The sequence below is a fragment of the Sphingomonas cynarae genome (assembly GCF_039537815.1).
In the GTDB taxonomy this organism is placed as follows: domain Bacteria; phylum Pseudomonadota; class Alphaproteobacteria; order Sphingomonadales; family Sphingomonadaceae; genus Sphingomonas; species Sphingomonas cynarae.
On sequence record NZ_BAABBF010000007.1, the window covers coordinates 44,591 to 64,246 of the forward strand.

Genomic DNA, 19,656 nt, shown 5'->3' on the forward strand with positions numbered 1-19,656 from the left:
GAGAAGTCGCGATCACCATGTTCCGGGTCAGCTGCCGTTCAGTGGTCGGCACGTAGAACAGGCCATGCTCAAGACAATGTTCCTGGCGGCTGTGGTTCTCGCGACACCTGCCGTGGCGGCTCATCGCGACACCCCCGACGTACAGCTGCAAAAGGCGCTCGAAGGGCGGGTCGCCGGCAAGCCCGTCAATTGCATCAGCCTGTCGAGCACGAACTCGTCCCGGATCATCGATGGCAAGGCGATCATCTACCGGGTGGGCGGCAGGCTCTATGTCAACGAGCCGCGATCCGGCGCCGCATCCCTTCGCGACGACGACATTCTGGTCACCCGCACGTTCGGTTCGCGATTGTGCAGCATCGATATGGTGCGGCTGGTCGACCGGGGTTCCCGTTTTCCGCGCGGCTTCGTATCGCTTGGTCAGTTCGTCCCCTACAACAAGGTGAAGGCCGGCTGATCACAGCTCGATCGGCCTGGATGACAGACCAAAAAACCCTCAGCTCTCTTCCACGGTCCGGGTGAACTCAATCGACTTGGTCGCATAGAAGACCAGTGCTGGCTTCCCCCGGTCATCGACGACCGTTGCGGTCAGGCGATTGTAGGACAGCCGGGTGGGCCAGTCGCGGGTGACGGCATCGGCCTGCTGATCGGGGGAGATGGTCGCCGGATCAGCAGGCATCGGGGCGACGATGCGGCACATGAATTCGGCACAATGGACGTCGGCCCCCGTCGGCATACGCGATCGTATGTCCGCCTCGGCGCCGGGTGCCCATGTTGGATCGCGGGTCTGCCCCTGGAACAGCGCGGTGATCGCTTCTGCATCCGTAACGGGTGCCGCTGCGGTGATCTCGCCGGGGTAAGCGACAGACCGCAGGCCGGCGGTCACCGGCATGGCGACCCCCGTTGACGGCATCGGCGGATTCGCCATCGACCGGTCGATGCCGGCGACGATCCGGATGCCGTCGTCTTCGAAATATGGAGGAGGCATGTGCGTTAATCTCATGCCCAGCACCCCCAATAGCAGGAGGGTGATCGCCAGAGTCGTGTTTGCGAGCCATTTCATGGCCGAATGTCCTGATAGGAAAATGCGCCGATACCTTTCGGCACCGGCGCGTCGAGGTCAGCGATAATAGGCCTTGGCGAGGTTGTTGAAGAAGTTCTTGCTGTTGAACGGCACGTTGGCCTTGCCGAAATTGTAGTTTTCCAGCGTACCGCGGGCGGCGTTGGTCATCCCGAGCCAGCTGACCGCGGGCTGCATGCCGCCACGGGTGGAGGTGTTCACCAGCGAGTGGTCGAGCGGGAACGGATTCTGCTGATAGGCGACCAGCGGATGCGTGCCGTCCATCTGCGGCCGGGTCTGCTTTATGTAGGTAGCGTGGTCGGAATAGCTGACCGCGTTGACCCGCGCATTCGGGGCGCAGCTCGACAGCCAGACGACGATGTTTTCCCAGTCATGGCGATGGCCCTTGTTGCCCGGTCCGTCGACATTCTGGTCCTTGGGGAAATACCAGGAATACATGACGGCGCATTCGCCGCGATACTGGCCCTGATTGACATAGACCTGACCGGGGCTGCTGGAACAATGGCCGTTCATCGCGCCCGATGCTTCCAGCCCGCCGCTGACGTTGCCGGCAGCATCGACCGCCGGAAACGGCACGCATCCCGAGAATACCTTGAGGTAGGGCTGGAACGTCTTGAAATAGCCCGAGGTGCTGTCGGCGAAGCCGCGAACCTGATTATGCGGGATGACGGCGGCATCGGCCGCCACGGACAGGCCGACCAGCGCCAGGATCGCCCATCGCGACGTCGGGTTCAGCGTGGAAAGGGTCATTGGTCTTCTCCTTTGTGGTGAACAGTGGGTTGCGACGAACTGCGAAGCGCCTCCAGTTCGGTGCGCGCGCCGAGCATGTCGTTGCGAAAGGCGGCGGAGCCATGCGCCGCCGCGACGATCGCGGCCGCGGCAAGCAACCCGCCCTCGATCGCGCTGGCCGAGTGCGATCCGCATATCCCGCGGCTATCGGCATAGTCGCGACCGCGTGCGAGCAATGGCGTGGCGCGGTCGGGCAGCAATTCGGCGAGCAGCAGCGCGAAGGCCATGCCGTTGGCCGCGTGACCGGATGGATAGTCGCCGTTGGCGATAAGCGAGGGGGTCCGCGCCTCGCAGATCGGCAGATCGTTGGCGACGAACGGACGCGGCACCTGCCAGTGGCGCTTGGCCGTGCCGACCGCCGCGGAACGATCCGCCCCGAAACGGGCGAGCAACCGTGCGAACGCCGGCGTGCGTCCGGTGTCGATGGCAAAGCCGATCGCATCACGGAACCGGACGGGAAGGTCACCCGATACATCGGCCTGCGCCTGCTGCCAGCGCGCGGTGCCGATCAGGCGGCGCGTGTCGGCGAACAGTTGTACGTCCGCCTGCGCACCGGCCGATCCCGGCGCTGGAGGGCCAGGCAGGATGCGCGTCAGGTCAGGTCGGTCCGCAGCGGCGAGATAGCCGGAGGAAGGTCCCGCCGGCGTCCCGGCCGCGGGCGGAGGCACCACGCCATCGGCGCCCTCCACCACCCGGTCCTGCCCGGACGCCGCCGTCGCTGCCGCCCACATGGCGACCAGTACAATGGTGCGGCGGGCGGTAATCACATCCGCCACCGCACACCGGCCAGCAACTGGCGGCCACTGCGCGCATAGCTGCTCACCCGGTCGGAACTGTCGACGAACTGATCCTCCGCCTGATTGGTCAGGTTCACGCCCTCCAGGGTGACCGTGAACCGCGGGGTGACGTTCCAGAACAGCGAGGCGTCGACATAGGTCGCGGCATTCACCCCGGCGATGTCGTTGTCGTTAGCGCCCGGTACCGCGGTCAGGTAGCGCGACCGGTAATTGGCCGATACCCGCCCGCCATAGACCGGGGTTTCGTAGTAAAGCGTCGCGTTGGCCGAATGGCGCGAGAGGCCGATCAGCGAGTCTCGCACGGTTTGGGTGGGCGAGATCTGATAATCGGTTTTGGAACTCGTGTAGGTGTAGTTCGCGCTTGCGCCGAGATGACGGAATATGCCGGGCAAAAAGGTGAATGCCTGCTGGGCGATTACTTCCAATCCCTTCAGGCTCGTTCCCTCGCCATTGACCGGCTGGGTGAACAGGAAGCGACTGTCGGGTTGGGCTACCTTCTGGTCGCCGAGGAAAGCGATCGGGTAGCCGGATGCGGCATAGGTCTGTTCGGTGGTCCGGTTGGTGATGAAGCTGCCGATCTTTTTGTAGAACGGCCCGATCGCGAAAAACCCGTCGCGCGACGGATAGAATTCCAGCGCGAGGTCCAACGAGTCCGCCCGGAATGGGTTGAGGTCCGGGTTGCCGACCGAAACGGTGCGGGTGTTCACCTGCACCTGCCCACCCGGCGTCAGCGACGTCAGCGTCGGCCGGGTGATGTTGCGGTTGGCACTGGCACGCAGTTGCACCTTCCGCGACAGTTCCAGCACCATATTGGCCGAGGGCAGCCAGTCGGTATATTGCCGCTCGAACGTCACCGGCTGCGCGACGCCGGCGACGATTACCGCGCCGGTCGCCGTGGTCCGCGTCCGGGCGACGCGCACGCCGGCATCGGCACGCAGGGCAAGCCCGCCAATCTCTCCGGTCAGATCGAGCTGGCCATAGCCGGCCAGCACTTCCTCTTTCACGCGACGATCGTTCTGGGGATTGCGGGTGAGGGCGGTGCTATTGGGATCGACCAACGGTAATGCCTTGTCGAAATCGACGTACAGCCACTGGCTGGGCGTGCCCGTCGGCCGGTCGAGCGCCTTGCCGAACGTATAGGGCGATGTCGCATGGAGCAGATCGGCGACGGCGCGCCCACGCACGCTGGTCACGTCCTGTCCGAATTCGGCGGTGTCGAAGATGTAGCGCGTATAGGCGGCACCCGCCTTCATCGTCACCGCATCGTTTTCGCGCCACGCCAGGTCCAGCTTGCCGACGCGATAGTCGTTGTCGACCACGTTGATGCGCGGCCGGTACACGTCGAGTGCCACCGCCGACGGATCGGTCAGCGAAAAGCCGTAGGTCATCACCGGCACGCGGTCGTTCGGCCGGTAATCGTAGCTGAAATCCCGATTGTTGGTCAGCATCTGCAAGGTACGCGTATCGACCGAGTAGTCGGAGCCCTCGACCCCGGCGAGCAGGTCGATCGTCAGCCGGTCGGTCGGCTTCCACGTCGTCGTCAGCGCGATCTGGTGGAATTTCGTATCGTTCAGGTCGCGGCGATTATCCATGCGGTTGTCGACGTTGCCGAATTCGGCCGCAACGATGTCGTTGCCGTCGACGACCATGTTCTTGATCGTCGTCTGGGGCAGGCCGGCCGCGTCGGTGCGGCTGAACGACTGCGCATCGAGGAAATATTCCAGCCGGCTCGACTTCAGCCGCGCGTACAGCACGTCCAGATTGACGTGCAGCGCGTCGCTGGGCCTGAACTGGAACGCACCGGTCAGCCCCAGCCGCTTCTGGTCGTGGTCGAAGATGAAGTAACGCGGCGTGCGCGGATAGAAGAGCTGGTCGGGCTGCACGATCCTCGACGCAGGCGTGTTCAGGCGTCCGCGAAGGGCGGGGTCGATCGTGCTCGCGACATTGGCCAGCGTCCAGCCGCCCGTCGCCCAGCGCAGCGTCTGGTGGCCGTCCTCGATCACCTGCCGGCGCGAATAGGCGGCGGAGACCAGCGCGCCCCACACGCCGTCATCGGTCGTCTTCGACACCACCAGTGCGGCGCGCGGGCCGACATCGTCAGTGCGTGTCGCCCAGAATGCCTGCCCCGATGCGACGACGTGGAAGCCGGGATTGTCGAACGGGCGCAGCGTATGCAGGTCGACCGTCGCGGCGATCCCGCCCTCGTCCAGCGAAGGCGACCGGGCCTTTACCACATCGATCCGGCTGAACAGTTCGGACGCAAAGATGTTGAAGTCGAACGAGCGCGACCGGTTCACCGCACCGCGCTGGTCGGTGGTGCCGGTCGTCGCCAGCGCTTCCATGCCGTTCAGGCGGACGCGGGTGAAGTCGGCGTTCAGGCCGCGCACCGCGATCTGCCGCCCCTCGCCGGCATCGCGGGTGATCTGAACGCCAGGGATGCGCTGGATGCTTTCGGCGACATTGGTGTCGGGAAAGGCAGCGATGTCCTTGGCGAAGATGCTGTCGGTCAGCCCGATCGCGTCACGCCGCGCCGCGATCGCGCTCTCCAGGCTCTTGCGCAGGCCGGTGACGACGATGTCGCTGGACTCTTCCGCTTCGTCGCCGCCCGTCGCCTGCGTGGAAACGGGATAGGCACCTGCCGACACCGTTTCCTGCTGCAGCACGACCAGATCGCCCTGCATGCGTGCGACCAGCCCCGTTCCGCGCAACATCGTGGTCAGTGCCGCCTGCGCGGTCGTCCGTCCCCGTACCGCGGCAGACCGCCGGCCCGCCGCATCGTTCGCCGCGATCACGACCTGGATGCCCGTCGCCCGTGAATAGAGCGAGATGCTGCTGCGCAGGTCGCCGGCCGGGATGGCGAAGTTGCCGGGGGTGGTCCACGACGCTGGCATCCGGGCGGACGCCACGGCCGGCGTCGCCGCCAGTGCAATTGCCAGGCTGGAAAGACCCGCACAGATCATAACCGAATATCGCATGTCAAAATCCCCCAAATCAGCCAATAAATGGCTTTCCCGATAGGAAGACGATGATGCATCCGATAACGGACAGGATAAATTATGTTACTATTGCAAGACTGATGTGTGTCACTATTCTGACAGCAGAATGGAGTCCTTGTCTTTTACTATGGTAAATCCATAGGACGTACCAAGCGCGTGGAGCAAGGACTGCGGATCGTCGGTGCGGAAACGCCCGCTGATCGGCAGATCCGCCAGCGCCACGGGCGGCGGCAGGATCGTCGGGCCCGCCTGCCGGTTCAGGATCGTCACCAGATCGGCCAGCCGCAGTTCGTTGACATCCAGCCAGCCCTGATCGCGTGTCTTCGCCTGTCCGTCGAAGTGCGTGGCGGGCCCCGCATGGCCGCGTACCACCTTTCCACGCCAACCCGCCGGCACCCATTTGCCACGCGTATCGTGATAGCCCGCGACCCGTACCGCACCGCGATAGACCGCCACCTCCATCCGCCCCGCGGTGCGATCGACCTCGAACGCCGTCCCCAGCACGCGCACCGCGCCATCGCCGGCATGGACGGTGAAGGGACGCGCGGGATCGTGCGTCACGTCGAAGAAGGCGGCCCCGCCGGCCAGGGTAACGTCGCGGGCGGCTGGCCCATAGCGGACGGAGAGACGGGTTGCGCCATCCAGCCGCAGCGTCGTGCCATCGACCAGTTGCACGGTTTTTGTCTCGCCTCGCCCGGTTTGCAGCGTGGCGGTTCGATCCGGCGCGGGGCGCAGCGACGGTTGGATCAGCCCGATCGCCAGCAGGATCGCCGAAGCGCCGCCTGCTACGCTTCCGGCCGTGCGTCGGCGCGACCGCAATGCGCGTACTTCCTCGTTCGACAGTCGCCCCCGCTCGCGCCAGGTCGCCAACGCCTCCGCAAGCTCCGGGGCGTTCTTGCCATTCGCATGCAGCATGTCATCGGTCTGCCGGATCATGCGTCCGGTCCGATCCAGAGGTCGCGCCGTTCCAGCGCGCGGCGCAGATCGGCGAGCGCGCGGGTGACGTGCTTCTCGATCGCGGCCGGCGTCAGGTCGAGGTCGCGGGCGACCGTGGCGACGGTGTCGCCATCGAGCCGCCGGCGCAAGAACACTTCCCGCCGCAGCGGCGGCATCGCCTCGATCGCGGCGGACAACAGCGCGACGCGCTGACGGTATAACAATACTTCGTCGATCCGCGGTACCGGGCAGATCAGCGTGTCGGGAACCTCCGTCATGGCAGGTGCCACGCTTCGCTGTCGAAACCTGTCCCGGATCAGGTTGCCGGCAACGGCAAGACAGAAGGCGGTGACATCTTCCACTACGCGCCGGCTGCGATAGGCATAGAAGCGGACGAATGTCTCCTGAACCAGATCCTCGCTATCGTGCCGGTCGCGCAGGCGGCTCAGCACGAAGCGATGCAGCAGCGCGTGGAGCGCCTGCTCGTCGTCCCCGTTCCGCCGTGCCGCCGGTTCCAGCGTCGTTGCGTCAATCACTACCACCCGTCACCCCAGGCCATCACCCGTCGCAGCCGCTAGGTGCGCTTCGTGAAGCTGGCATGACACATGCCCGAAACGGCCTGAATTGCTCTGGGGGACTATCGGAGTCTCCAACGTCCGACCGGATTTGCGCCTGAAATCCGCGAGCGAGCGGTACGAATGTCGGGGGCGGGCGCTGCGGATCAGGCCGTCAAACCGGGGATCGTGCCCCGCATCGTATCGTCATGCAGGTCGATGACGCCGCCTACAGTATCGCCAGCGGTGATCTGCAACGCGTGCTCGACTAGCATACGAGCATCCGCAAGCTCTTGCTCCGCTATGTCCAGGCCTACGCTACCCAAGCCACCTACACCGCGCCTTTCAACGTCATCCACAGGCTACGGATCCCGTCGCATCCCCCGCTTTTTCCTTCATAGCGAAGATGGGACACAGCGCATCGAGGATACCGAAGGCAGCGAGCTTCCCGACGTCGCGGCGGCACGGCAGGAGGCACTGAAGGCCGCTCGCCAGTTATGGGCGGCCGCGATCCTCGACTACCGGGACATCAGCATGCGCCGCTTCCTGATCGTGGACGTCGATGACGATGTCATCGACACCGTAGCCATGGACAAGACGTTGCCCGCAGGGTTGCTTGGCCGGCTGCGTCGGCGATCTCACTGAAACACCCTACAGCTGCAGATATAGCGATATATGCGACATTGGAAATTCAGGACTGCGGTAACAAACCCACGTTCTCGTTCAAGACGGCACTTTGATCATCGCAGCCACTTTGCTCGTCAGCGCTTCCAGCGTGAACGGCTTGGTGAGCAACTCCATGCCCGGCTCGAGATGCCCGTTCCCCACCGCAGCGTTCTCGGCGAACCCGGTGATGAAAAGCACCTTCAATCCAGGCCGAAGCGCGCGCGCATGATCGGCCACCTGTCTGCCGTTCATGCCGTTCGGCAGGCCGACGTCGGTAATAAGCAGCTCAATGCGGGCGCCGGACTGCAAGACCTTTAAACCCGCCGCTCCATCCGCTGCACCAATCACGGTATAGCCCTGCTCGTCCAACACCTCGTCGATCAGGTGGCGGATGGTGGCTTCGTCATCCACCACAAGGATCGTCTGTCCACCGGCAGTCTCAGCTGCAATGCGCCGGGTCTCGGCCACGTCGTCGTCGACATCGCCGTGGTAGCGAGGCAGATAGACGCAGACGGTCGTACCTTGGCCAACCTCGGAATAGATGCGGACATGGCCGCCGGACTGGCGCGCGAAGCCGTAGATCATCGATAGGCCGAGGCCCGTTCCCTGCCCGATCGGCTTGGTCGTGAAGAACGGCTCGAACACCCGTTTGATCACCTCTGGCGGCATGCCCGTGCCGCTGTCCGTCACGCAGACCGAGATATACTGACCAGGGGGAAGCTCATGGTCCTGCGCTGCACGATCGTCGAACCACTTGTTCGCGGTTTCAATCGTGAGCCTGCCGCCATCAGGCATGGCGTCGCGGCCGTTGATGCACAGGTTGAGGATGGCGTTCTCAAGCTGACCTGCGTCAATCTCCGTCGGCCACAGGCCAACGGCGCCGACGATCTCGATATCGACCGTCGCTCCTACCGTGCGGGCCAGCATCTCCTCGAAGCCGGCGATCAGCCGGTTTACATCGGTCGGCTTCGGATCGAGCGTCTGGCGCCTTGAGAAGGCGAGCAGCCGCTGGGTAAGTGCGGCAGCGCGGCGACCTGCACCTTGCGCCGCATTGATGAAGCGGTCGAGATCCTCCAGCCGGCCGCGCGCGACACGAATTTGGAGCAGTTCGAGATTGCCCATCATGCCGGTCAGCAGGTTGTTGAAGTCATGCGCCAGACCGCCGGTCAGCTGTCCCACCGCTTCCATCTTCTGGGCTTGCCGAAGCGCATCTTCGGCATGGCGTAGCGCCTCGGCCTGATCCTGTTCCGCCGTGATGTCTCTGGCGACGGCGATGATCAGTCCGTCTCCGGGTGCTGCGGTCCATGTCAGGGTGCGATAGCTGCCGTCCTTGTGACGATACCGGTTATCGAACCGGCTGATAACCGTACCTTCTGACAGAGCACCCGCGGCGTTCTGCGTGGCGATCAGATCGTCGGGGTGGACGAGGTCGAGAAAGTTGCGGGACAGCAGTTCAGTTTCGGACCAGCCGAGCGTTGTGGTCCACGCCGGATTGACCGCGGCGATTGTCCCGTCGAACCCCGCCACGAGCATGACGTCGCGCGACAGCGTCCAGAGGCGATTACGATCGGCGGTGCGCTGTTCCACCTGTTCTTCAAGCGAGATGGCAAGGTCGTTCAACCTGGCTTCCGCCTTGTGCCGCTGGATCGCAACCTGTGTCCGGTCGGCGATCTCGCGGATGAAGGCGATCTCTGCTTCCGTCCACATGCGGGCGTCGCGTTGATTGACGAAAAGGATCGCCGCCAGTGCGCCGCGCTCCATGATAGGAATGTTCACCAGAGCGGTCGCTGCCGCCTGTCGAAGCGCTTCGGCATCCGCTCGCTGATCCGCAGCCATCCCGTCGATGATGACGTCTCGGCCGCGCTTCAGATCTTTGATGTATGATCCATAGTCACGGAAGTGGACCACGCCCTGAACCGATGCGACGTCAGGCACCGTCCAGTCATGCTCGATGATCAGCGTATCTGTTGTCGGCTCGACTTCGCCGTATCCTACACGGTCGACGCCCAGCGTGCGGCCGAGGACTTCGCCCGCCGCATAAGCGATCTCAGCGGTCGAGTTGCAGTCGCGCAATCGATCGCCTAGTTCCAGCAAGGCATCCCGGTTGACCTCCCCGCGTCGCTGAACGGACACATCGCGGGAGACAGCAAGTAGCTTATCCGGTTTGCCGTCGAGGCCAAGGATCGGTGTGACTTTCACGTCCCACCATCTTGGCGTTCCAGCCATCGTGTTCGCCGGCCCACGGAAGTGCGCGGTTCCCCCATGACGCGCCGTTTCGACCGCCGCCTTGGCATCGGCATTGCCCTGATCGGTCCAGAAGCTGGTCCAGGCACAACCCCGGATCGCTTCGAAGTCGGTGACTTCCATGACCTTCATGCCGCCTTCGGTCATGGACAGAAGATCGCCGTCCAGATCGAGGATCTTGATGCAGTCGTCTGACGACGCGAGAATTCCACGAAGAAATTCGGCATCAAGGCGGGCTTCTTCAGTAATCCGGCGCTGCGCCGTGCGATCACGGAGGATTTTAACGTAGCCGATGTGGGAGCCATCCTCGGCGCGCAATGGCATCATCTCGCCATTGGCCCAGAAGCGCGTCCCATCTTTCTTCAGGTGCCAGCGCTCATCGGTTGCCCGCCCTTCCGTAAGCGAGCAATGCATCTCGACACCGGGCCGGTCTGCCGCCTGATCCTCGGGCGTGAAAAAGCGATCTGCAGGCTGGCCACGGATATCCTCGGCCGTCCATCCGAAGATCCGTTCGGCCCCGCTGTTCCAGTCGGTGATCAGGCCATCGGTGCCAAGGCCGATGATCGCGAAATCGACGGCACTCTCGAAGATCGCCCGATACCGGGTGCCGTTTCCTGTCGCTTCCGTCATGCCAACTCACCTGCTCGAAGAGCGAAAAAAGCATTACTTACATAGATTAGCCTGCTTAGGCTCTCTTTGCACTGCTGCGCCTGTTCAGGCGATGGGTACGTGACCAGCTACGTCGCACCGTGAGCTTTGGCTCGGTCAAGGAAGCGCTCAACGGTGCCGCCCTGCACGATGACCGAGAACAGCACGACAATATAGGTGGCGGCCAGCGCGATCGACCGCGCTGGGCCGTCCGGCAGGCCAAGCGCCAGTGCGACCGAAATGCCGCCACGCAGGCCGCCCCAAATCAGCGTCAGCGGGGCGAGCCGTCCCAGCGACAGGATCGGCTGCAGGACGGCGAGTGGTGCGACCACTGCGATTCCGCGGGCCAGCAGCACCAGTGGTACGGCCGCAAGCCCGAGAGCGATCAGCCGCGGATCCCAGGGGATGGTCACAACCTCGAGCCCGATCAGCAGGAACAGGACCGCGTTGAGGATGTCATCGATCAACGCCCAGAACTTCAGCAGGTAATCGCGCGTGATGTCGCTCATCGCATCAGCAACACCCTTGTTGCCGATCAGCAGGCCGGCAACCGCCATGGCGACCGGGCCGCTGACGTGGAGTTGCGCGGCAAGCGCATAGCCCCCCATCACCACCGCCAGCGAGATCATCACCTCGACATTGTATTCGTCGATCGAGCGCATTGCCCGGTAGCCGATCCAACCTGCAGCCAGCCCCAGGAGCACGCCTCCACCGGCCTCCTGCAGGAACAGCGCCGCGCCGTGGCCAAACGAGAGCGGCTCGGTACCAAGCGCGGCCTCAAGCAGGATGGCGAAGACGACGACACCGACACCGTCATTGAACAGGCTTTCACCGGCCACCGTCGCCTTCAGCGTCGGCGATACCTCTGCCCGGCTGAGGATCCCCATGACGGCGACAGGGTCCGTTGGGCTGATTAGCGCGCCAAAGACGAGGCACCAGATCAGCGGCACGGCAAGACCGAGCCACCCGGCGATCACATGGAAGCCACCGCCGATGATGAGGGTCGATAGCAGCACGCCAACGGTGCTGAGCACGACGATCGGCCAGCGTCCGCGGCGCATATCGTCCCACTTCACGTGCAGCGCGCCTGCGAAGAGCAGGAAGGACAGCATGCCGTCCATCAGCGTGGTGTGGAAGTCGATGCCGGCGATGAAGCCGACCACTTGCTCGCCGACCTGACTGCCGGGTAACAGCCGATCGATTCCGACGACGAGCAACGACGCGACCGCCCCCATGATCGTCAGCCCGATGGATGAGGGCAGTTTCAGGACACGGTGATTGAAGTAGCCGAGCACCGCGGCGAGCACGATGAGGATCGCTGCGGCGTCGAACGGGGTCAGCACGGTCTGATCAGTCCTTGTTGTCGCTGCGCGTGATGGTCAGCGCGTTGATGTGGCGCGGCTGGGGAACATTGTCTCCTGCTGGCCAGCCTTCGCGTTGTCGACGACGATCGCCGTCACTTGCCTCGGTTTGATCGTGGAACAGCACCTGGGTGGTGGGGAACGGCAGATCAATCCCGGCACCTACCAGTGCCTCGGAGACTGCCTGCAGGACCCGGTCACGAACCTGAACAACGCCCGACCGCTTGGGTCTCGTCCACCAGCGCACCCGCAGATTCTTGGACGATCCGGCAAGATCCCACAGCAACACATCGGGCGCGGGATCGGCGAGGACACCTTCGATGCCCTTTACTGCGTCCAGCGCGATCCGCCGTGCCGTGGTGACGTCGTCGCCATAGCCGATGCCGACGTCATACTCGCTACGCAGCAAGTCGTAGGCGGTGATGACGGTCACCGTCTCGGTATAGATCACGCTGTTGGGTACGATTACCCGTTGGCCGTCATAGGTGCGGATGTAGGTGGCGCGGGTCTCGATCGATTCCACCGTACCGGTGAAGCCGCCCCCGGTGGTTATCTCGTCACCGGCACGAAATGGGTGGCGGATGAGGAGCAGGATACCGGCGAGCAGGTTCTGGAAGATGTCCTTGAACGCAAAGCCGATCGCGACACCCCCGATCCCGAGCGCCGAGAACAGCTTGGCAGGCGTGACCGATGGAAACGCGACGGTGGCCGCGATCAAGGCACCGAGCAGCATGAGCGCAATGTAGGCGAGCCGGCCGAACGCCATGCCGGCGCTCGGAAACTCGGACCGTTTGGCGGCGAACGCCTCGACGCCGCGGCGAACGCCCGACGCGACGCCCCAGAAGATCAGGAAGACGATCAGCCCGGCCAGCAGCAACGGCAGCATGGCGAGGAAGCCGTTGACCATGCCGTTGACGGTCGTCCAGATCTCGGACGGATGGATCGCCTTGGCCGAGGGAGTGTTCATGATGCTGTTCCTCAGGCCGTGCCGGCAAGCCAGGCGGTGCCATCGCGCAGGCGACGTTTGTAGTCGGGTTGATCGAGTGCAGTGCGGAGTTCGACCGTGCGAGTACGAACGCGGGCGAGATTAAAGCCCTTCAGCGCCTCGGCGGCCAGTTCCTCCAGCCTGTCGGCATAAAGGCGGATCGTGGTTAGCCGGTCAGGCTCGTCACAGTCGAGCGATACCTCGCCCAGCGCATTGAGGTAGCGCAGGCTCGCCACCATGTCGGCCGCGCAATACTGCGCCAGAGCGCCGAACGAGCGGTCCATCAGGGACGCGAAGGTGGTTGGATGGGCGATGACGCGGAGGACACCTTCGTCATCGACGCGAAGGTGTGACGGGAGCGATCGTCCGGCGAGGTCGGACATGGCTGCGCTCAACCAGTCGAGGCAGGTCACGGCCGTGAAGGGATCGTTGACGCCGGGCGACAGTGCCCGTGCCGCGATCTCGACCAGTTCATCGACGAGAAAGCGCAAATCCTGCAACGCCGAGCGTCGCGAGCCAACTCCAACCGTGTTGCGTAGATCGTCCGCACAGGCATCGTCGCACTTCTCAGGCGGCCAAACCTCTATCAGCGCCCGGCCGACATGAACGAAGTCACCGGGCTGATATTGCAGGCGCAAAACGAGATCATGCTTGGTGGCCAGCCGTAGGACTGCCTCATCATCGAGGAACTGGATATAGCCGGTATCCCTGGCCGCAACGATCCGCCGCTGTTGGGCAACGCCTTCGCTGGCATCGGCGCGGAAGGTGGCGGGAATGTTTGCTTTGGTCGCGGCATGATCGTCAGGCGAGTTGCCGACGAAGCGAGGGAAGCGATCGTCGATACCGCGCAGCAGGCGATCGCCGACATCCTCGATTACGCTGTTGATATGGATTTTGCTGGGTACGTGGTGGATGAAGTAGATCAGCACGGCGATCGAGCAGAGCGCCAGCAGCACCCCGACCAGCAGCGCAAGGTTGGGCACGAAGCCGTAGCCGCCGGACTCTTCGGCCGAGTGGATCGTGCGCAGCACCAGCAGGCAGTAGAGGAAGGTCGCAATAAAGGTGCCGAGCGTCACCTGATTGCCGCGATCGCGCATGAAGTTCGTCAGCAGACGGGGCCCGTACTGGCCCGATGCGTAGACGACAGCGGCGATGGTCACCGAGAACACCGTACCAGCCACGGTAATCATCGACCCACCGACCGACGACAGCACCTGCCGCGCCCCGTCAGGCCGCGACGCGTACAGCCAGACATAGTTGTCCATCCAGGACGAACCGACCATCGTGTCCAGGGCGACCATAGCGCCTGCCAGCAGCACCGCTGCAATGGCCATGATGGTCGGGACGAACCAGTAGCTGGAGCCGAGATAATCGGCCAGACGGCGAAAGCCGGCATTCATGAGGCAAGGCTTTCGACTGGCGCCCGGCCGGATTGCCGGCCGGGCGAAGGATTAGCGGACGGCTGCGGCCTGATTGGCGACAATGGCGTCGCGCTGATCCTGGCTCAGGCCGGCAACGTTCATGTCGGCTGCCTCAATGGCATCCGAACGAGCCTCGCCGGTGTCGCGCGCCTTCTCGGCACGACTGTCGAGCTGAGCGGCCTGATTGCGGAGTATGTCGGCGTTTGCTTCCATCGCGTCGGCACGGGTGTCGGCTGCATTCTCAACGCGATCGGCGAGCTTGTCGGACGGGCTCTTGTTGCATGCCGCCAGTGGAAGCACGGCAGCAAGTGCCACCAGGGTAATGATCGATCTCACAGCATCTCTCCTGACGTAAAGCGCCAGGATGTTTTCCAAGCGCGCCGAGCGCACAGTCCGGTATGGGTCAACAGAGGAACAACCACAGCGGTTCCAAATCTGGATCAACTCTGTCTGCCGTTGACCTGCTCCCTGTTTTCAGGCCGTCGATAAGTTAGCTTCGGTGTCCATATGCCCCTGGCGGGGGCGGTTGGTAAACTCGGCGGGTGCCAACCCGCCAAGGCTGCTGTGCGGACGCACAGTGTTGTAGTCAGTCCGCCATGCCTCGATGATCCGTCTCGCCGCAGCCAACGAGGGGAACAGGTGTTCGTTCAGTGTAACCGCATGCGGTTACACGTCGCGCAAGCGACCATTGAACGATTCCGCAAAGCCATTCTGCTGCGGCTTCCCCGGGGCGATGTAGTGCCACTCGACCCCGGTGTCCTGACACCAGGCGAGGACGGCATGACTGGTCAACTCGGTGCCGTTGTCGCTGACCACCATGCACGGCAGCCCGCGGCGTTCGGCGATGGCGGTGAGTTCGCGCATCACGCGCCGACCTGACAACGAGGTGTCGGCGATGCACGCCAAGCACTCCCGGCTGTCATCGTCGATGACGTTGAGCATACGGAACCGCCGGCCGCAGGCCAATGAGTCCGACACGAAGTCGAGAGACCAGCGCTGGTTGGGTTCCTGCGGGATCGCCATCGGCGCCTGCGTGCCAGGCGCGCGCTTGCGGCCACCGCGCTTGCGCACCGTCAGCCACTCCTCGCGATACAGCCGATACACCTTCTTCAGGTTCATGCCTTTCCCCTCGCGCCTGAGCAGGATCGCCAGCCGGCGATAGCCGAACCGGCGGCGCTCGTTGGCGATCTCACGCATCCGCTCACGGACAGCTTCGTCCTTCCCGCGAAGCGGCTCATATTGCCATGCCGACCGGTTGACCCCGATCAGCCTGCAGGCGCGACGCTCGGAGAAGCCGTGGTCGGCCATCAGCTTCTCCACCGCAGCGTAGCGATCCACAGACCGGGTCAGTTTTTTCCCAGCAGATCCTTCAGCGCCGACACGTCCAACATCGATTCCGCCAGCAGCTTCTTCAGCCGGCGGTTCTCGTCCTCCAGCGCCCGCAACCGCGCCGCTTCCGACACGGTCATCCCGCCGTACTTCGCCTTCCAGTTGTAGAACGTCGCATCGCTGATCCCGTGCTTCCGGCACAACTCGGCCGTCTTCACGCCAGCTTCATGTTCTCGCAGTACCCCAATGATCTGATCCTCGGTAAATCGGCCTCGCCGCATCACTCGTCTCCATCTGACGAGCTAACTTACCAATGGCATGATTTCTGGGGAGCAGGTCATGGCATCGCGAAACCAATTTTAGACCATCGCGCGGGCAAATCGGTGTGAGGCAAATCTCTTTCAGCACCGGCTAAGTCATTGGAAAGACTAGCATGGTGACCCCTACGAGAGGCGTTCTTCCAGCTGAAAAGCACGCATTTCTGCGGGTTTCGTGAGCTGCTTACCCATCGGTTTGTACACACGGCGTGTACCTGTGTGTACTATGTTATGAGTTCACTATTCGCCATCCGTCAAGTCCAACTTTGGTGGATTGCTGACTGGCCGCTTTCGAGAAGCCCCGAGCGAAAGCTGCCATTCGTTCATGTGGCCGGGCACGGGCGTCAAACGCCTGTCGGTGGTGGATAGCGGCCTGCCCGCTTTCGGGCGGAGATCACAGTAAGCGACGCGAGGGAGATATATTTCGGGATGGATAACGTGATGACGATCGAAACCTCGCTGCAGAGCAGGAAGCCGCTGGTCGACTCATGGCCAAGATCGGTTAGACATTGGGGCTTTAGGCGGGCAACGGGTCAACGATGACGATGAAGGCAGACCAGAACAACGCGGGCTCGTTGTGGCACCGATGGGAGCCACACATCCATGCGCCTGGCACACTTTTCAATGATCAGTTCAGGGGCGCGGATGTATGGGGCGAATATTTTCGCCATATCGAAGAAGCGTCTCCGGCCATTCGCGCCATCGCGGTCACCGACTACTATCGTCTCGATACCTATCAGCAGGTCAAAGCGAGGGCCGCGAGTGATGAGCGGCTGTCGGCGGTCGATCTGATCTTCGCAAATGTCGAAGTGCGCTTGGACGTTGCAACGGTTAAGGAACGGTGGACCAATCTTCATTTATTGATCAGTCCGGAGGATCCGGACCACGTCGCCGAAACCGAGCGCTTTCTGGGCCGGCTGCGGTTCAATGCGCATGGCGATGATTTTTGCTGCCATCGCGATGATCTCATCAAGCTGGGCAAGCGCGCGAAACCAGAAATTGTCGATGATGGTGCCGCGCTGAAGCACGGTGCGTCGCAGTTTAAGGTCAATTTTCGGCAGCTCAGACAGGAGTATGGCCAAAGCGATTGGGCGCAGGCAAACATCCTGATCGCAGTGGCCGGGGCCGAAACCGACGGTACTTCCGGCATTCGTGATGCCAGCGATACGACGTTGAGAGCGGAGATCGAGGCCTTTGCCCATATCATCTTCGCAAGCAGCGCCGCGCAACGGGATTTCTGGTTAGGGAAAAAGGGGCTTCCAGAGGAAGCGCTGCGAGATCGCTATAACGGATGCAAGCCATGCCTGCATGGGAGCGACGCCCATGACCAGGACACTGTCGGCAAGCCATTCGGAGATCGATTTTCCTGGATCAAGGGCGGCTTGGAATTCGATGCGCTGCGTCAAGCCTGTATCGACCCAGCTGGGCGCGCCTTTGTCGGTAACCAGCCGCCCTTTCGCGCCACACCCGCGCGCGTCATTGCTGGCGTCGAAATGCTTGACGCGGATTGGGCCAAGAGCCCGCGGCTCGCGCTCAATCCGGGCCTTATCGCTATCATCGGCGCGCGCGGATCTGGCAAAACTGCGCTCGCCGACGCGATCGCTACAGGGTGCGATGCGACCGTCGATCGGTTGAGCAACGCCTCCTTCATCGTCCGAGCAAGCGAGCATCTCGACGGGGCCGGGGTCAAACTAACCTGGGAGAGCGGTGACGAGGATGAGCGCGAACTTGTGGTCGGCAGTCGGGACCCTTCCATGTATCCTCGAGCGAGCTATCTCTCACAGAAATTTGTGGAGGAGCTGTGTTCCTCCGACGGCATGAAGGACGAGCTGCTCGCTGAGATCGAGCGTGTGATCTTCGAAGCCCACGACACACTAGAGCGCGATGGGTCGACCGACTTTGACGAGCTGCTGGATCTGCGCACGTCGGTGCTGCGCGACAACCGCGAGCGCGACGAAGAGGCGGTCTGGAACCTGTCCGACTTGATCGGGTCTGAGCGGGAGAAGCAAAGTCAGATTGGCACTCTGGGATCGCAGATTAAGCAAAAGGAGTTGCTCGTCTCCGGCTATGTGAAGGCCCGCGATGCTATGGTCGTCGGTGGTGCCCCGGAACGCATTGCAAGACTGAACGAGTTATCGGACGCTGCTGACCACGTCCGGACGCAAATTCGCGTATGGGCCCAACAGAGCCAGACCCTCCTCTCGCTTAGCAATGACGTCGGCGATTTTCGGAAAAACCGAGCTCCCCTGGCGCTGCGCAGTGCGAAGCATTCGTTCTCAGGCGCGAAGCTCGAGGAGACCGATTGGGAGCTTTTCCGACAAACCTACACGGGCGATGTCGATGGAACCCTCCAGGTCAAATTGGTCAAGGCCATGCGGCAAGTCGAGCTGTGGCGCGGAGCGACGCCTGCTGCGTTGGCCAATGACAAGCTGTCGTATCTTGGCGAGGGCGAGGACCCGAAAAAGGCCGCGCTTGGCGTTCTAGAAGCCGAAATTTCCCGTCTCCAGCGCCTCATCAATATCGATACAGATACCGCCAGCCGGTTGCGCGCGCTTACGACAAAGATCGGCGATGAGAACGCGGCTCTGAAGCGGCTTCGCGATGCATTGGAGGACGCAAAAGGAGCGGATGCGCGGGTTAAACTGCTACAGGTGGATCGAGAGGACGCATATCGGCGAATCTTCCAATCGATCGCCGGAGAGGAGCAGGCCCTCCACACGCTTTACGGCCCGCTGATGGACCGCCTCGCGTCCGCATCGGGCACATTAAACAAGCTCTCTTTTTCCGTCATGCGCTCTGCCGACATCGATCGATGGGCGCGAGAAGGGGAGGGGCTTTTCGACAAGCGCCGTACCGGACCGTTCAAAGGCGTGGGAACCTTGAGGGGGTGGGCGGAGGGCCTCCTTCAACGGGCATGGACGAGTGGTGATGCCGATGCCGTTGTCGCGGCGATGAGTGGCTTTCGGCAGGCGCATGCGACTGAGTTGCTCGAACTCTCGGAGGTGCCGAAATCTCAACAGGCCGATTACCGATCCTGGCTCAAGCGTTTCGCTAAGTGGCTTTATGGCACCGACCACATCACGATCTCCTACAGCATCGACTATGAGGGGACAGACATCCGGAAGCTGTCGCCCGGAACACGCGGCATTGTCCTGTTGCTGCTATACCTGTCGCTCGATGATGCGGATGACCGACCACTTATTATTGATCAGCCAGAGGAGAATCTCGATCCGAAGTCCATCTTCAACGAGTTAGTCTCACTGTTTATCGAAGCAAAGAAAACACGGCAGGTCATCATGGTGACGCACAACGCGAACCTGGTGGTGAACACCGATGCGGATCAGATCATCGTTGCCACGGCCGGAACGCACGCGCCGGGCGAGCTTCCGCCGATCACCTATATCAGCGGCGGCCTCGAGAATGCTGCCATGCGCGATCATGTGTGCGACATCCTGGAAGGCGGAGAGCGAGCGTTTAAGGAGCGCGCACGCCGATTGCGGGTCCATCTCGACCGGTAGCGTCTCGGCGGACATCG

General features: G+C 62.9%; 14 protein-coding genes and 2 pseudogenes. 3 read left to right on the forward strand and 13 right to left on the reverse strand.

Going from position 1 to position 19,656, the window contains the following annotated elements:
• The first annotated feature begins 64 nt into the window (after positions 1-64).
• Positions 65-454, forward strand: coding sequence for a hypothetical protein (locus tag ABD719_RS14310; RefSeq protein WP_344694195.1), 390 nt, complete (start codon positions 65-67; stop codon positions 452-454).
• Positions 455-493: 39 nt separating this feature from the next.
• Here the strand turns inward: ABD719_RS14310 and ABD719_RS14315 are convergent, their stop codons facing one another.
• The 6 genes from ABD719_RS14315 to ABD719_RS14340 form a co-directional block, all read right to left on the reverse strand.
• A complete protein-coding gene (locus ABD719_RS14315; RefSeq protein WP_344694068.1) occupies positions 494-1,060 on the reverse strand; it encodes a hypothetical protein in 567 nt (188 codons plus the stop codon).
• A 57-nt stretch (positions 1,061-1,117) separates the two neighbouring features.
• Positions 1,118-1,828: an NPP1 family protein gene (locus tag ABD719_RS14320; RefSeq protein ID WP_344694069.1), complete on the reverse strand. Its 711-nt coding sequence runs from the start codon at positions 1,826-1,828 to the stop codon at positions 1,118-1,120.
• Complete coding sequence (locus ABD719_RS14325; protein WP_344694071.1) at positions 1,825-2,643, reverse strand: acid phosphatase; 819 nt, start codon at positions 2,641-2,643, stop codon at positions 1,825-1,827. Before ABD719_RS14325 ends, ABD719_RS14320 begins: the two co-directional genes overlap by 4 nt.
• Positions 2,631-5,639 (reverse strand): TonB-dependent receptor, encoded by a 3,009-nt coding sequence (locus tag ABD719_RS14330; protein WP_344694072.1) that lies wholly within the window; start codon positions 5,637-5,639, stop codon positions 2,631-2,633. Before ABD719_RS14330 ends, ABD719_RS14325 begins: the two co-directional genes overlap by 13 nt.
• Before the next feature lie 111 nt (positions 5,640-5,750).
• Entirely contained in the window at positions 5,751-6,596 is an 846-nt protein-coding gene (locus ABD719_RS14335; protein WP_344694073.1) for a FecR family protein, read from the reverse strand.
• A complete protein-coding gene (locus tag ABD719_RS14340; RefSeq protein WP_344694074.1) occupies positions 6,593-7,138 on the reverse strand; it encodes an RNA polymerase sigma factor in 546 nt (181 codons plus the stop codon). Before ABD719_RS14340 ends, ABD719_RS14335 begins: the two co-directional genes overlap by 4 nt.
• A 315-nt stretch (positions 7,139-7,453) precedes the next feature.
• Between ABD719_RS14340 and ABD719_RS14345 the strand changes: the two genes are divergently transcribed.
• Positions 7,454-7,795: a DUF6894 family protein gene (locus ABD719_RS14345; RefSeq protein WP_344694076.1), complete on the forward strand. Its 342-nt coding sequence runs from the start codon at positions 7,454-7,456 to the stop codon at positions 7,793-7,795.
• Positions 7,796-7,873: 78 nt separating this feature from the next.
• Here ABD719_RS14345 and ABD719_RS14350 read toward each other — a convergent pair whose 3' ends face one another.
• From ABD719_RS14350 to ABD719_RS14375, 7 genes and pseudogenes are all read right to left on the reverse strand, one after another.
• Entirely contained in the window at positions 7,874-9,949 is a 2,076-nt protein-coding gene (locus tag ABD719_RS14350) for an ATP-binding protein (RefSeq protein ID WP_425567185.1), read from the reverse strand.
• Positions 9,944-10,690: pseudogene (locus ABD719_RS18720) on the reverse strand (PAS domain-containing protein); the annotation flags it as partial. The gene ABD719_RS14350 and the pseudogene ABD719_RS18720, both read right to left, overlap by 6 nt.
• A gap of 107 nt (positions 10,691-10,797) precedes the next feature.
• Entirely contained in the window at positions 10,798-12,051 is a 1,254-nt protein-coding gene (locus tag ABD719_RS14355; protein ID WP_344694078.1) for a cation:proton antiporter, read from the reverse strand.
• A 7-nt stretch (positions 12,052-12,058) separates the two neighbouring features.
• Positions 12,059-13,036, reverse strand: coding sequence for a mechanosensitive ion channel family protein (locus ABD719_RS14360; RefSeq protein WP_344694079.1), 978 nt, complete (start codon positions 13,034-13,036; stop codon positions 12,059-12,061).
• A gap of 11 nt (positions 13,037-13,047) precedes the next feature.
• Positions 13,048-14,454, reverse strand: a complete 1,407-nt coding sequence (locus ABD719_RS14365) for a DUF2254 domain-containing protein (protein WP_344694080.1) — start codon at positions 14,452-14,454, stop codon at positions 13,048-13,050.
• Between the two features lie 51 nt (positions 14,455-14,505).
• Positions 14,506-14,811, reverse strand: a complete 306-nt coding sequence (locus ABD719_RS14370) for a hypothetical protein (RefSeq protein WP_344694081.1) — start codon at positions 14,809-14,811, stop codon at positions 14,506-14,508.
• 138 nt (positions 14,812-14,949) lie between these two features.
• Positions 14,950-16,085 (reverse strand): annotated as a pseudogene (locus tag ABD719_RS14375) (IS3 family transposase).
• 575 nt (positions 16,086-16,660) lie between these two features.
• Between ABD719_RS14375 and ABD719_RS14380 the strand changes: the two are divergent.
• Positions 16,661-19,639, forward strand: coding sequence for a TrlF family AAA-like ATPase (locus ABD719_RS14380; RefSeq protein WP_344694082.1), 2,979 nt, complete (start codon positions 16,661-16,663; stop codon positions 19,637-19,639).
• The last annotated feature ends 17 nt before the right edge of the window (positions 19,640-19,656 follow it).

What these genes read in the sequence shown, in the direction of transcription:
- ABD719_RS14330 (WP_344694072.1), bottom strand. Translation starts at nt 5,639, where the DNA reads ATGCGATATTCGGTTATGATCTGTGCGGGTCTTTCCAGCCTGGCAATT.
- ABD719_RS14380 (WP_344694082.1), top strand. Translation starts at nt 16,661, where the DNA reads ATGACGATGAAGGCAGACCAGAACAACGCGGGCTCGTTGTGGCACCGA.
- ABD719_RS14315 (WP_344694068.1), bottom strand. Translation starts at nt 1,060, where the DNA reads ATGAAATGGCTCGCAAACACGACTCTGGCGATCACCCTCCTGCTATTG.
- ABD719_RS14345 (WP_344694076.1), top strand. Translation starts at nt 7,454, where the DNA reads ATGTCCAGGCCTACGCTACCCAAGCCACCTACACCGCGCCTTTCAACG.
- ABD719_RS14335 (WP_344694073.1), bottom strand. Translation starts at nt 6,596, where the DNA reads ATGATCCGGCAGACCGATGACATGCTGCATGCGAATGGCAAGAACGCC.
- ABD719_RS14320 (WP_344694069.1), bottom strand. Translation starts at nt 1,828, where the DNA reads ATGACCCTTTCCACGCTGAACCCGACGTCGCGATGGGCGATCCTGGCG.
- ABD719_RS14365 (WP_344694080.1), bottom strand. Translation starts at nt 14,454, where the DNA reads ATGAATGCCGGCTTTCGCCGTCTGGCCGATTATCTCGGCTCCAGCTAC.
- ABD719_RS14360 (WP_344694079.1), bottom strand. Translation starts at nt 13,036, where the DNA reads ATGAACACTCCCTCGGCCAAGGCGATCCATCCGTCCGAGATCTGGACG.
- ABD719_RS14310 (WP_344694195.1), top strand. Translation starts at nt 65, where the DNA reads ATGCTCAAGACAATGTTCCTGGCGGCTGTGGTTCTCGCGACACCTGCC.